Annotated in this window: 12 protein-coding genes, 1 tRNA gene and 1 pseudogene; all 14 read left to right on the top strand. The window is 62.5% G+C overall.

Annotated features, from left to right (window positions below):
• Window positions 1-70 precede the first annotated feature (70 nt).
• The 14 genes and pseudogenes from PLZ73_00820 (at window position 71) to glyS (ending at window position 13,534) form a co-directional block, all read left to right on the top strand.
• On the top strand, window positions 71-1,390 hold the full coding sequence (locus PLZ73_00820) for a 6-phosphofructokinase (protein ID HOO76415.1): 1,320 nt from the start codon (window positions 71-73) through the stop codon (window positions 1,388-1,390).
• Complete coding sequence (locus tag PLZ73_00825; GenBank protein HOO76416.1) at window positions 1,387-1,950, top strand: SIS domain-containing protein; 564 nt, start codon at window positions 1,387-1,389, stop codon at window positions 1,948-1,950. Before PLZ73_00820 ends, PLZ73_00825 begins: the two co-directional genes overlap by 4 nt.
• A gap of 3 nt (window positions 1,951-1,953) precedes the next feature.
• Window positions 1,954-2,454 (top strand): D-glycero-beta-D-manno-heptose 1-phosphate adenylyltransferase, encoded by a 501-nt coding sequence (rfaE2, locus tag PLZ73_00830; protein ID HOO76417.1) that lies wholly within the window; start codon window positions 1,954-1,956, stop codon window positions 2,452-2,454.
• A 10-nt stretch (window positions 2,455-2,464) separates the two neighbouring features.
• Window positions 2,465-3,775: an ATP-dependent 6-phosphofructokinase gene (locus PLZ73_00835; GenBank protein ID HOO76418.1), complete on the top strand. Its 1,311-nt coding sequence runs from the start codon at window positions 2,465-2,467 to the stop codon at window positions 3,773-3,775.
• A 54-nt stretch (window positions 3,776-3,829) separates the two neighbouring features.
• Window positions 3,830-4,729, top strand: a complete 900-nt coding sequence (locus PLZ73_00840) for a PfkB family carbohydrate kinase (GenBank protein HOO76419.1) — start codon at window positions 3,830-3,832, stop codon at window positions 4,727-4,729.
• A 4-nt stretch (window positions 4,730-4,733) separates the two neighbouring features.
• Window positions 4,734-4,804: transfer RNA gene (locus PLZ73_00845), tRNA-Gly, on the top strand.
• Window positions 4,805-4,892: 88 nt separating this feature from the next.
• The gene (locus PLZ73_00850; GenBank protein HOO76420.1) at window positions 4,893-5,393 is read left to right on the top strand and encodes an HIT domain-containing protein; all 501 of its coding nucleotides are present in this window, start codon (window positions 4,893-4,895) and stop codon (window positions 5,391-5,393) included.
• A 461-nt stretch (window positions 5,394-5,854) separates the two neighbouring features.
• Window positions 5,855-6,013: pseudogene (locus tag PLZ73_00855) on the top strand (LysM peptidoglycan-binding domain-containing protein).
• A gap of 184 nt (window positions 6,014-6,197) precedes the next feature.
• Entirely contained in the window at window positions 6,198-7,142 is a 945-nt protein-coding gene (locus PLZ73_00860; GenBank protein ID HOO76421.1) for a PhoH family protein, read from the top strand.
• Entirely contained in the window at window positions 7,143-9,359 is a 2,217-nt protein-coding gene (locus PLZ73_00865) for an HDIG domain-containing protein (GenBank protein ID HOO76422.1), read from the top strand.
• Window positions 9,343-9,819, top strand: coding sequence for an rRNA maturation RNase YbeY (gene ybeY / locus PLZ73_00870; GenBank protein ID HOO76423.1), 477 nt, complete (start codon window positions 9,343-9,345; stop codon window positions 9,817-9,819). The genes PLZ73_00865 and ybeY overlap by 17 nt, the downstream gene beginning before the upstream one ends.
• The gene (recO, locus tag PLZ73_00875) at window positions 9,806-10,573 is read left to right on the top strand and encodes a DNA repair protein RecO (protein ID HOO76424.1); all 768 of its coding nucleotides are present in this window, start codon (window positions 9,806-9,808) and stop codon (window positions 10,571-10,573) included. Before ybeY ends, recO begins: the two co-directional genes overlap by 14 nt.
• An 11-nt stretch (window positions 10,574-10,584) precedes the next feature.
• A complete protein-coding gene (locus PLZ73_00880; protein HOO76425.1) occupies window positions 10,585-11,436 on the top strand; it encodes a glycine--tRNA ligase subunit alpha in 852 nt (283 codons plus the stop codon).
• Window positions 11,426-13,534 (top strand): glycine--tRNA ligase subunit beta, encoded by a 2,109-nt coding sequence (glyS, locus tag PLZ73_00885; protein HOO76426.1) that lies wholly within the window; start codon window positions 11,426-11,428, stop codon window positions 13,532-13,534. The genes PLZ73_00880 and glyS overlap by 11 nt, the downstream gene beginning before the upstream one ends.
• Window positions 13,535-13,537 lie beyond the last annotated feature (3 nt).

Raw genomic sequence — 13,537 nt, forward strand, 5'->3', positions numbered from 1 at the left:
CCCGGCGTCGCCGGACTATACTCCGAATGTTTCTCCGGGGGAAACGCGTGAATATCAAGGAGGAGCTTTCATGATCAAGAGAATCATCGTCGGGGAATCGGGAGGACCGACGCCGGTAATCGATTGGGAAATCTCGGGGGTGATGGACGCCGCCCAGAAAGCCGGGGTGGAAATTTACGGCATGATCAACGGTCTGGAAGGTCTTCTCAACGCCGATATCGAGGGGAATATCGTCGACCTCACGCACCTCGACCACATGGCTTTCGCTTTCAACGGGCCGGGAGCGGGGTTGAGAACGACCAGGATCAAACCCGACGAGGAGCAGTACCGGCATATCGCGCGCAACCTGGAGGCGCTGGGAATCGACGGAGTCGTGTATATCGGGGGTAACGACAGCGCCGCCCAGCTCCTGGGGCTCACCGCTCTGGCCGATGTCGCCGCCGTCCACGCCATCAAGACCGTGGACAACGATCTGCCGGTGACGCACCACAGTCCGGGTTACGGTTCCGCGGCTCTCTACAACGCCACCGCCCTGAAGAACGTCTATAACGATTTTTCTTCCTACCGGGTCTGGGGGCATTTCCGCCGGTCCGGCGAAGTGATCAAATCCCTGAGCACCGCTCCGGTGGTGATCTACCAGGTGATGGGCCGGAAGGCCGGTTGGCTGGCTCAGTCCACCGCCTTTGCCAAGGTGGACCCCAAGGGGGACATCGTCGACGAGTATGCTCCCCATATCGTTCTCAGCAAGGAGGTCCTCTTCGACCCCGACGAATTTCTGGACGCTCTGAGCCGGGTCATAACCCGGCTGGGAGAAGCCGTGGTCGTGGTCCAGGAAGATCTGACCGACAAGGCGACCGGAGAGGCGTTGGCCAAGATCCACGCCCGGGAAGTGGTGACGGACGCGCACGGCAATATTCAGCACGGTCGCGCCGGCTCCTTCGTCCCTTCCATCTTTCTGGCCCAGTTGATCAAGCGGAATCTGCGGGTGGAGGCGGTTTCGGGGGAGATCAAGGAAGCCGCCCTGGCGCCCCAGCATATTCAGCGAAGTTACGTCATGTCCCGGCAGGATGCGTCCGAAGCCTACATGGTCGGGTTTTCGGCGGTGGAAGCGCTGCTCTCGGGGGAAAACCTCAAGTCGGTGATCCTGCAGCGGGGCGATTGCCGGACCTCGACCGGCCTCACCGATCTGGAGAATATCGCCGCCAAGGACCGCTCCGTTCCCCTCGAATACATCAACGGCCTTTACGGCCCCACCCAGGAGTTCATCGACGAGTTCATCTACCTGATCGGCGGACCGGTGGGCATTCCCCATTATTCGTCCCATTCTTTCTGCCCGGTTCCGGTCCCCTCCGAAATCGGGTCACGGCCCTATGTAAGGGAAGGCCGATGAGGGAAACCATTCTCAGTTCCATCGAAGAGGGGCTCGGGGTCGTCCGCAGCCTGAAAAATCTGGCTCCGGAGATCGAGGAAGCGGCTGCTGCCATCATCGCTTCGTTGCGGGGGGGAGGAAAGGTGCTGGTCTGCGGCAACGGCGGCAGCGCCGCCGATTCTCAACATATCGCCGCCGAATTGATCGGCCGTTTCCGGCGCGAGCGTCGGGCACTCCCCGCCGTGGCTCTGACCGTCGACACCTCGATCCTGACCTCGCTCTCCAACGACTACAGTTTCGACCGCGTTTTTTCGCGCCAGGTCGAAGCGCTGGGTTCTCCCGGAGACGTTCTTCTGTTGATATCCACCAGCGGGAACTCGGCCAACCTGTCGGCCGCCGCCGCTGCCGCCGAAGCCAAGGGGTTGAAGGTCATCGCGCTTCTGGGCCGCGACGGAGGCGCACTGGCGGGGAAAGCTGGAGTCGAAATCATCGTTCCCGCCGCCGACACCGCCAGAATCCAGGAAAGCCAGCAACTCGTGTACCACATCATCTGCGATCTGGTCGAAGCCGCCTTCTCCTGAACGATGTCAGTTCCCGATCCCAGAATTCTCGGTCCCGGAGAGCTCAGGAAGCTGGCGGAGGAGGTCCAGGCCCGGGGCGGGAAGGTGGTCTTTACCAACGGTTGTTTCGATCTTCTCCACGTCGGGCATATCCGCTACCTGCGCGCCGCCGCCGCTTGGGGGGATATGCTCATCATCGGGCTCAACAGCGACGAATCGGTTCGCCGCCTGAAGGGGGCCATGCGGCCCCTGGTCCCCGAAATGGAGCGCGCCGAAATTCTGGCGGCGCTGGAGATGGTGGATTACGTCTGTATCTTCCCGGAGGATACTCCCCGGGAATTGATCGTGGCACTCCATCCCGATGTTCTGGTGAAGGGAGGCGATTACGTCCGTTCCCAACTGGCCGGGGCCGACGAGGTCGAAAGTTGGGGCGGCCGGGTGGTTCTGGCCGAGGAAGTGGAGGGAAAATCGACCCGCTGCCTCCTGGCCGAGATCAAGCGCCGGCAGGCCGTCGACGGGAGATAAGGACCGAGGTATGGAAGATATGCTTCTGATCGATTCGCTGGGCCCCTGTCGCTTTCCCTCCCCTCTGGGGCTCTCCTCGACCCGGGGGGATAAAATCGTCAATTACGTCGGGGACGAAGAGAGGATCATCCTCGACGTCGATCTGGAGACATGCCGCCGCAATTGCGGAAATCCGCCCTCCCTGGAAAAGGCCGGACCGCGGGCGGAACTCTTTTTCGACCCGTCCGCCACCACGGCCGCCATCGTCACCTGCGGCGGGGTTTCTCCCGGCCTCAACAACGTTATCCGGGGAGTCTGCCGGGAAGCCCGTCTCCGCTACGGAGTCCGGAGTATCCTGGGGATAAAATACGGCTACGAGGGGTTGGTTCCGGAATACGGGCATCAACCGGTGGAACTTACCCCCGAAACGGTTGAAGATATCGGGCATCTGGGCGGAACCGTGTTGGGAACCTCCCGAGGCCGTCAAGACCCGGCGACCATGGTCGATTTTCTCGTCTCCCGCGGCATCGACATACTCTTCGCCGTGGGAGGAGACGGAACCTTGAAGGGGGCGCTGCAGATCTACCGGGAAATTGCGCGTCGCGGCCTGCCGATCGCTGTGGCCGGCATCCCCAAGACCATCGATAACGACATCGGGTATATGGACAGGTCTTTCGGTTTTGAAACCGCCTTTTCCATCTCCAGCATGATCCTGGAAACGGCACACAGCGAAGCGGTCTCCCATTACAACGGGATCGCCGTGGTCAAGCTGATGGGAAGGGATTCTGGGTTTATCGCCGCCAACGCGGCCCTGGCCAATCCGGTGGTCAACTTCGTGCTGATTCCCGAAATGGATTTCGATCTTACCGGCCCCCGGGGTTTTCTCGAAGCCCTGGCCCGGAGGATCGAGGAGAAACACCACGCCCTGGTCGTCATCGGCGAAGGCGCGGGCCAGAACTTTTTCCCCGAGGGGGACCGCGAGACCGACGCCTCCGGCAACGTCCGGTACCACGATATCGGGGTTCGGCTCAAGAACGAGATCGCGAAGTTCATGGAGGCCCGAGGCACCGATTTCACCATCAAATACATCGATCCCAGCTATATCATCCGCAGCACCCCGGCCATTCCCGACGACCGCAAGTTTTCGACCCTGCTGGCCCAGTACGCCGTTCATGGAGCCATGGCCGGCAAGACCGGTTTCGTCGTGGGGCGCCTCCACCAGGAATTCGTTCACATCCCCATCCCCGCGGCCGTCCGGGAAAAGAAACGGATCGATCTGGAAAGCCAGCTCTGGCTGGATGTTCTTCAAGCCACCGGGCAGCCGGTGAACATGAAAAACTGAAGCGGGTTCCGCTCCCGAACGCCGGGGGCGGGAAGCAAGCGAAGGAGCGGTTCAATGAGTGTTTTAGTGGTCGGGTCGGTGGCTTTGGATACGGTGGAAACTCCGTACGGACGCGAACGGGAGGTTTTGGGGGGATCGGCCACCTATTTTTCCGTAGCTTGCAGCCGTTTCGCTCCGGTCAAGCTGGTGGGCGTGGTCGGGGACGATTTTCCGTCCTCGTCCCGCTCGTTATTGGAGAGCAGAGGAGTGGACCTGGCGGGCCTGGAAGTCGTCCCCGGGAGGACTTTGCGGTGGGGCGGGGCCTATCGGAACGACATGAATGAAGCCGTCACCGATTTCATCCACCTCAACGTCTTCGAGAATTACCACCCCCGTCTTCCCGAGGAATATCGAGACAGCGAGTACGTTTTCCTGGCCAACATCGGCCCCGACCTCCAGATCGAGGTTCTCGACCAGATCTCGTCCCCCCGGTTGGTAGTCGGGGATACGATGAACTTCTGGCTCGAAAACACGCTCGACCGGGTACGGGAAATGGCGTCGCGGCTCGATATCTTCATTCTGAACGATGCCGAGGCCCGTATGCTCACCGGAGAGGTCAACCTCCCCCGCGCCGCGCGGAAGATCCTGGAGCTGGGACCCCGCGGCGTGGTCGTTAAAAAAGGCGAACACGGGGCTCTGTTGCTGACCGAAGAAGACATCTTCGCTCTTCCCGGGCTCCCCCTGGAAAAAGTGGTGGATCCCACCGGGGCCGGGGACAGTTTCGCCGGGGGGTTCGTGGGCAGCCTGGCGGCCGCGGGCGACCTTACGACGGCCAGCCTCCGTCGGGCCGTGGTGTACGGATCGATCATGGCCTCCTTCAATGTGCAGGCATTCAGCTTATTTCGCTTGTGCGAGGTCGGCAAAGGTGATATAGAAGCCCGGTTCGCGGAATTCAAGAAGCTGACCGATTTTTAATATCGCGGGTGTAGCTCAATGGCAGAGCTCCAGCTTCCCAAGCTGGCTACGAGGGTTCGATTCCCTTCACCCGCTGATCGAATCCGCTTCCCCGCCCGGGGAAGGTTGGACTTGCCCACCGGCCCCGGGGCGGCAAAGCGGGACCAGCGTAAGAGGATGGACGATGGAGAGGATCTGGGCCCCGTGGCGGAGCGAATACGTCGGCGGGGAAGATGGAACCGGGGAGTGTTTTTTCTGCGCCAAGGCGGCTTCCGGCGACGATCGGGGCGCCCATGTCCTCTGGCGGGGAAAGGTCAGTTTCTGCCTGCTCAACCGTTATCCCTACAACAGCGGCCATCTCATGATCGCGCCGTACCGGCATACCGGTGACTTCGCCGGACTCACCTCCGAGGAAAGCGCGGAGATTCTGGAAACGGCGCGGCGGATGGTGCAGGCCCTGGGCGAAGCGATGCGGCCGCAAGGTTTCAACATCGGTTTCAATCTGGGCAAAGCCGCGGGCGCCGGAGTCGTCGATCATCTTCATCTGCACTTGGTTCCCCGGTGGGAGGGCGATACCAATTTCATGCCCGTGCTGGCTTCGACCCGGGTCATGCCTCAATCCCTGGACGAGGTTTTCGTCCTTCTCCGCCGCGCTCTCGAAACCGGGGACGAAGCCGGCGGTTGACACCGACTTATTCTTATATTAGCCTTTATATAAAATCCAAAACGATGCACAGGAGCTTCAGAATGCGGAAGTGGATGGTTACCGCGATACTGGGTGCGGTTGCCGCCGTGTCGAGCGGCACGGTTTCGGCGGCGGGATCGGGCGGGGAAGGAGAGACGGCGCCCGAGTTCTCCGAAGACCTGTTTTTCAAGGAGGAGTCGCTGGGGCGCGGCGGCGATCTTGACGAATTTCTTACCGATGTCGTTCCCGATTGGCCCGGCTGGAGCCGCGTGTATTGGACGGACCGGGAATTATGGGGGAACCAGGGTTACATCATCGGCGGCCCCGGCCGAAAACCGATCCCCCAAGGGCCGGCTGCCGCCGGGTATGCCGAAGCGTTGACGGTCGAAGTGGAAGAACCGCTCCCCCCCGAACTGCCGTATGAGAGCGTGGACTTGGAGATCGAGCGCCAGCGTGCCGATACTCATACCGTAGTCAAGGGGGAATGTCTGTGGATCATAGCCGGTTATCCCAGAATTTACGGCAACCCCCTGCAGTGGCCGATCATCTTCCAGGCCAACCGCGATCGGATCAAGAACCCGGATCTGATCTACCCCGGCCAGGTCTTTATTATCCCCCGAGATTGACCGCGGCCGGCCATGAATGAGCCTTTCGCGGGCCTCGGAAAAAATACGCGGGCGCGGTCCGTCCGAGGGAAGGACGGTTGAAGCGCCGGCGTCCGCTGGGCCTTTTCTCGGTTTCGAAGCCCCGGCCTGTCGGGGAGGGGATCCGGAAGCGCCTGTTCGCCTCCCGGGACGGTAGTTCATGGAGAAGCTGACCATCAATTTCGAAAAACCGTCCGAGGCTGTCGCCATCTGCCCCCAGGGAAGCCCGAACGTCGCCCTTTTGGAAGAAGCCTGCGGCGTCAAGGTAGTGGTACGGGATAATTTCATCCGGTTGTGGGGCCCCGCCTCCGCGGTGGCCAAAGCCGATAGAATAATACGGGAAGCCCGAGAAGCGCTTCCGGGCAATGGGGCCGTTCTCCCGGCCGGGGAATTGGAGCGTTTGATCGAATTGGCCGGGAACGGGGGCAGCGTTCCCCGAACCAGGATCCGAGTGGCGACTTCGCGGGGCTATGTGCGTCCCCGGACCGTGCACCAGGAGGAGTACGTCAAGGCCATCGGAGCCCATGAAATCGTTTTTTCCATCGGCCCCGCCGGCACGGGCAAAACCTATCTGGCCGTGGCCATGGCGGTTTCGGCGCTCCTGGAAGGTGCCGTCCGCCGTCTTATCCTGACGCGGCCCGCTCTCGAGGCCGGCGAGCGGCTCGGGTTCCTTCCCGGCGACATCGAACATAAAATCAGCCCGTATCTCAGGCCGCTCTACGACGCCCTCTACGACCTGCTCGAAGCGGATCGGATCAGCCGCTACGAAGAGCAGGGCATCATTGAAGTGGCCCCCCTCGCCTTCATGCGGGGACGGACCCTCAACGACGCCTTCATCATTCTGGACGAGGCCCAGAACTCAACCGGCGAGCAGATGAAGATGTTCCTGACCCGTCTGGGATATAACTCGAAAATGGTGATTACCGGCGACATCACCCAGACGGATCTGCCTCCCGATAAACCTTCGGGGCTGATGCAGGTCCGCGACATTCTGGCGGGGGTGGAGGGGATTTCCTTCGTTGAACTGGGGGAGGAAGACGTGGTCAGACATGCCTTGGTCCAGCGGATAGTCAGGGCCTACGAGGGAAACAACGGTCGTGCCTAAATGGCGTTACCGATAAAAACGATTTTTTCCCGCCCCGTTCCCGGCGCCGTCAAAAAGCGCCGGGTCGGCGCGGGAACAGGCACTCCTTCCTCCTGGGAAGAAGCCGCATGGCTGCATTATCTGATCGGAGCGGTTTTCTTCTTCGCGGCGGTGGTTCTGATCGCCTGGCGGGGGAGGGTGGCCGAGATGCCTCGGCGGGGAACGATCGCCCCCCGCGAAATCGTGGCATCGGTCGATTTCAGTTATCCCGACGCGGCCCGGGCCGAACAGCTGGCCCGGGTCGCCGTCAGCCGTCAGCCCTTCGTGTACCTGCGCACCCCCCAGGTTTTGACGGAACAGACGAAGCGCCTCGGGGCGTTTTCCGAAGAGACCGCCGCCGCCGCCGACCGGCTTCGGGAACTGCTGCGGGAGGGCCCGGCCCGCTCGGTCCTCGAAATCGCCTTCCAGGAACTGTACCGGAGGGGGGTCTTGCCCGAGGAAGGCCGGGACATCCTCCTGGGGTCCGAGAAAGCCGGTATTCTGATCGTCGATTCCGATCGGGGCGAGGAGACCGAGCGCGCGGTTTCGGACGTTCTCGTCCCCGCCGAATGCGCCGATCTGATCCGAGAGCGTTTGACGGAAAAAACCGATCTTTCCCCGGTCGACGTCGGTTTCGTGACGGATTTCTGCGCCGGGATGGTTCAACCGACGCTCCGATACGACCGGGGGAGGACCTCGCTTCTGCGGGAGAACGCCCGCTCCGGAATCGGGCGCGTCTATACCGAAGTTCGCCAAGGGGAGGTCCTGATCTCCAAGGGAGAACTGGTTTCTCCGGCCCACATCATCAAATTCAGAGCCTACCAGGAAGAGATGCTCCGACGTCTGCCCGCGGCCGCCCGAATAACCTGGCTGCTGGGAACGGCTCTGGTCTGCCTGATCGGGATTACGGCTTTCGGAAAGGCCCTCCGCCGGTTCTTCGCCCCGTCGTTTCTACGCAATTCCCGCCTGGGGCTGATGGCGGCCGTCGGGCTGGTCGTGCTCGGTCTTGCCCGTTTGCTGGTTTTCGGGATCTGGAACGCGCCTCCCTGGTTGAGCGACTATCTGGCGTACGTCCCCGTCGCTCCCCTGGGCACGATCATCCTCTGCCTGCTTCTCGGGGAGGGGGTCGGGGTCCTGGCCGCTCTCCCCCTCGGTTTTTTCGCGGCGCTGACGGCCGGATTCGACGCCGGCGTGCTGGTAGTGGAGATCAGCGGCGGAGTCGCCGCCGCCTTCGCCACCCGGGGAGCTCGAAATCGAAAGGACATCTTCCGCGCCGGAATCAAATCGGCGGGAGCCGTCATGGCCGCCGTCGCCGCCGTTTGCCTTCTCGACGGAACCGTTCTCCCGGTCGCTCTGCGAGCCGTTGCCGGGGGCGCTCTGGGAGCGATCGCCTGTGCCCTGGTCGCGACCGGCTTGCTGGGAATCGTGGAATCGGTTTTCCGGGTGTATTCCGATATCGGGCTGCTCGAACTGTCGGACATGAACCACCCCCTCCTGCGCCGAATGATGCTCAAGGCTCCGGGGACGCATCATCACAGCCTGATGGTGGCGACGTTGGCCGAGGCCGCCGCCGAAGCCATTGGAGCCAATCCGCTCCTGGCCCGGGTCGGGGCCTATTTTCACGATATCGGCAAGGTGGCCAAACCCGAATATTTCGTCGAAAACGCGCTGGGGGAAGGCGGGGGGCACGAGGGCTTGATCCCCTCGATGAGCAGTTTGATTTTGATCTCCCACGTCAAGGACGGAGTGGACATGGCCTTGCGCCACCGCCTCGACCGTCGCATCGTCGATATCATCCGCGAACACCACGGCACCGGCCTGATGACGTATTTTTTTGATCGGGCGGAACGGGCCGATCAACTCAAATTCGAGGTGTTCGAGAAGGATTTCCGCTACCCGGGTCCCCGGCCCCGGACTCCGGAGGCCGCGATCGTCATGCTCGCCGACGCCGTGGAGGCCGCTTCCGTCTCCGTGGACCGGCCCACCCCCGCCAGATTGGAAACCATCGTCAACACCCTCATCCGGGAGCGTTTTTCCGACGGCCAGCTCGACGAGTCGGGCTTGACGCTCAACGACCTGAAACTGATCGCCGCCACCCTGACCCGCAATCTCTCCGCTCGATACCATTCCCGGATCAAGTACCCCCATCAATCGGAGGAAGACCGCGGGGAGGGAGACGACGGTGCCGAGAAACGTTGATCGATCCCGGGCGGAGATCCGAAACCGCCAACGCCGCTTCCGGATCGATGGGTCCGAAATCGCCCGTTTGGTGGGGCTGGTTCTGGAAGCGGAAGGAGTCGGGGCCGGGGAGGTCGGGATCATGCTCGTCAACAACCGCGCTATCCGCCGCTACAACCGGGAATTCCTGGGGCGCGACTACCCCACCGACGTACTTTCTTTTCCCCAGGAACCGGACCTCTCCGGGCCCGTTCCCAGGCTTTTGGGGGACATAATCGTGTCGACCCAGATGGCCAAGGAGCGGGCGTCCGAATTCGGGGCCACGCCGGAGCGGGAGTTCATGTTGTACCTCATCCACGGACTCCTCCACCTTCTGGGCTACGCCGACCACCCTCCCTCCGAGGCCCGGCGTTTGGAGTCCCGCCAGAAGCTGCTGCTGAAGCGGGCTCTGGCGGCGGAGATTCGCTGTGGCGTCGCCTGAAACCGCGGAAGGGATTATTCTCCGCGTCCGCCCGCTGCGGGAAACCAGCCTGCTGGTCAACGCGATTACGGAATCGGGCATGAGGATGGTTCTGGTGGCCCGGGGCGCCCGTCGCCCGGGGAGTCATCTTCACGGACGTCTGCAGACCCTTTCTCCGGGACGGTTCGCTTTTCTGCCCGGAAAGTTCGAGGGGCTCCCTCTGCTGGTCTCCTTCCAGCCCGTCTCGGGATTTTCCGTCTCCACCCTGGGGGTGGAGACGGCGGCTCTCTTTTTTTATCTGGCCGAATTGACCGATCGATCGGGAGTGGATAAGGAAAGCGCCGCCGCCGGCTGTTTCCTGCTTTCCCGGCTTCTGGGGGAGGCCCGGACCGCGGGCATCCTCCGCCCGGCGGCGGTCCGGCTCTGGTTCGAAGTCAACCTGCTGGAGCGGATGGGGGTGTTCCCCTCCCTGGAACACTGCAGCACCTGCCGCCGGAGTTTTGACGGCCTGATTTTCTATTCCGGCCGCGATCGGGGTTTCTTCTGCCCCTCCTGCCGCCCTGTCTCCGATGCCTGCCGGCTTTCCCCCGGATCGGTATCGATCCTGCGGTTTGTTTCCGGCGGGAGCCCCGAGCGGCTCAGGCGCTTACGGGTCGGTCCCGTCCAGGTCGCGGAGATCGGGGCGGTGACGGCTTCTCTGATTGACACTCTGATCGAGAAGAAGATAGAATCTCGCCGCTTTGCCGACGGTGTTCTGGCAGGGCGCCGAACCTGAAACGGTGAGCGATGGATTTCCAAGAACTCATTCGCAGAGTAGCTGATTATTGGGGCGGCCGAGGCTGTGTCCTGCTTCAACCTTGCGACGTCGAGGTGGGAGCCGGAACCTTCGCCCCGGGGACGTTTTTCGGAGTGCTCGGACCCGAGCCCTGGAAGACCGGCTACGTCCAGCCTTCGCGGCGTCCGGCCGACGGCCGTTACGGGGAAAATCCCAACCGGCTCTATCTGCACCATCAATTCCAAGCCATCCTCAAGCCCGCTCCCGCCGACATCCAGGACATCTATCTTCAGAGCCTTTTCGATCTGGGGATCGATCCGCGCGAGCACGATCTGCGCTTCGTCGAGGACGATTGGGAATCTCCGACCCTGGGGGCCTCCGGCCTAGGGTGGGAGATATGGTGCGACGGCCTGGAAATTACCCAGTTCACCTATTTTCAGCAGATGGGCGGATTGGAACTGGACCCGGTCCCGGTCGAACTCACGTACGGGTTGGAGAGGATCGCGATGTTTCTGCAGGGAGTGGACAACGTTTTCGATTTGGTCTGGACTCCGGGAGTGAGCTATCGGGAGGTCCGTCACCGCTACGAATTCGAATTTTCCCGTTTCAACTTCGAACTGGCTCCGGTGGCGGAATATCAGCGCCGTTTCTTCGAGTACGAGAAAGAAGCACGGGATATGATCGCGGCCTGCCTGGTCTACCCGGCGTACGAGCTGGTCCTGAAATGTTCGCACACGTTCAATATTCTCGATTCCCGGGGCGCGATCAGCGTCAGCGAGCGGGCCAATTATATAGCCCGGGTACGAAGTCTGGCCAAAGCCTGCGCGGAACTGTACGTGGGAGAAAAGACCGGTGGGGACTGATACGCTCTTGCGCACGAACCTGCTTCTGGAGATCGGGGTCGAGGAACTGCCCGCCTCGTATATCGCGCCCGCTTTGTCGCAGCTGGCCGCTTTTGCCGCCGAGTACGCTTCCCCTGCGAAGATCAGGGTGCTGGGAACCCCGCGCCGCCTGACGCTGTATGCCGGGGATATTCCGTCGGTTCGCCCGGCGGTTTTCTGGGGTCCGCCCGTCGAGAAATCCCGGGAGAAAGACGGGAGCTGGAACCGCAGCGCGCTTGGGTTCGCCCGCAGCCGCGGGGCGGCCGTCGAGGAACTCACCGTGGGGTTGCGCAAGGGCAGGGAATGTTTGAAGATAGAACAGAGCCTGGATACGGGACGGGAGCTGAAGCGGCGGCTCCCCGAGGCGATTCAGGGGCTTTCCTTCCCCAAATCGATGCGCTGGATCACCGGTGACTCTTTCCGCTTCGCCCGGCCCCTCCGCTGGCTGCTTTGCCTCTGGGGCGCTGAAGCCCTTGAGTTCGAGGTCGCCGGACTGACCGCCGGCCGGACGACCCGGGGCCACCGGTTTTTCGGGGAGAAGGAGATCCCGGTTCCCGGAGCCGATATCGGGTCCTACCGCTCGCTCCTGAAAGCGGGCCGGGTGATCGTCGACCCGGCCGAGCGCCGCCGCAAACTCGCGGATGCGCTCCTGATCCGGCAGCGTCGTTACCGGGCCCATGCCCGGATCTCCGACCTGGACCCGGACCTTCTCGATGAAGTGCTCAATCTGGTCGAGTACCCTCTGGTCATAGAGGGCGGTTTCGAAAAGAATTTTCTGGAGCTCCCCCCCGAGATACCGGTCACGGTGATGAAGAAACATCAGCGCTATTTTCCGGTCTTCGACGGTTCCGGCCGTCTGCTTCAGCGCTTTTTGATCGTGGCCAACGGGCCGTTTCGCAAGACCTCGGCCATCAGGCTCAACAACGAAAAAGTAATCCGGGCGCGTCTGACCGACGCCGAGTTTTTCTGGAAGGAAGATCTTTCGCGCCCCCTGCCGGACCGAGTCGCCGATCTGGAGGGAGTGGTCTTTCACAAGGAGGCGGGCAGCTATCTGGACAAGGTTCACCGGCTGCAGCTCCTGGCCAAGGACTTGGGCGCCGATCTCGGTCTCGGCCCCGAAGATACCCGCCGGCTGGTGCGGGCGGCGTTCCTGAGCAAAGCCGACCTGGCCACGGCCATGGTGATCGAATTCACCTCCCTGCAGGGAGTGATGGGGCGGGAATACGCGCGCCGGGGTGGCGAAGACGAGCGGGTCGCCCGGGCGATTTTCGAGCAATACCTTCCGCGCACGGCCGACGACGAACTCCCCTCCGACCCCGTGGGCCGGGCCTTGGCCCTGGTGGATCGGCTGGACACGGTCTGCGCCTTTTTTCAGGCCGGGATCAGAACCACCGGTTCCCAAGATCCGTACGGCTTGCGCCGTCAGGTGCTCGGGATCATCCGGATACTGGCCGAGGCCGGAGTCGACCTGGATCTGCACCGTGCCCTGGAGAAGGCCTGCCGCATCCTGGGGCTGGATCCGGCGCGGCGTCGGGAACTCATCCCCGAACTCATGGATTTTTTCCGCACCCGCCTGGCCGTCTATTTCGAGAGCGGGGGCAGCCCGGGCGACCTGGTCCGCGCCGTGCTGGCCTCGGGCTGGAAACGGGTCGGCGATGCCCGGATCCGGTTGGAGGAATTGACCGGCCTGCTGGGATCGCGGGAACTGCTGGCCGCCGCCACCATCGTGGAACGGACCGGAAACATCAGCCGCTCGGCGCCCGCCGCGGCATCCGCCCCCCCCGCGGAGAATTTGTTGCGCGAAGCCTCGGAGCGGCGCCTTTTCAAAGTATACGGCGAAAAAGCGCCGGAGATCGAGGGACTGATCGAAAACGGGAAGTACTCCGCCGCCACCGTAGCCTACGCCCGATGCTTCTCCCGGCCTTTGAGCGATTTTTTCCGCGACGTCATGGTCAACGTCGAGGAGCGGCGGTTGCGGGAAAATCGGATGCGGCTGTTGCTGCGGATCCATGGACTGTATTGCGGAAAAGTGGCCGATCTCTCCCTCCTCAATTACGAGAGAGGGGAGTATACGGTCTGAAAA

This window comes from bacterium (assembly GCA_035380285.1).
Classification (GTDB): domain Bacteria; phylum Auribacterota; class Erginobacteria; order Erginobacterales; family DAOSXE01; genus DAOSXE01.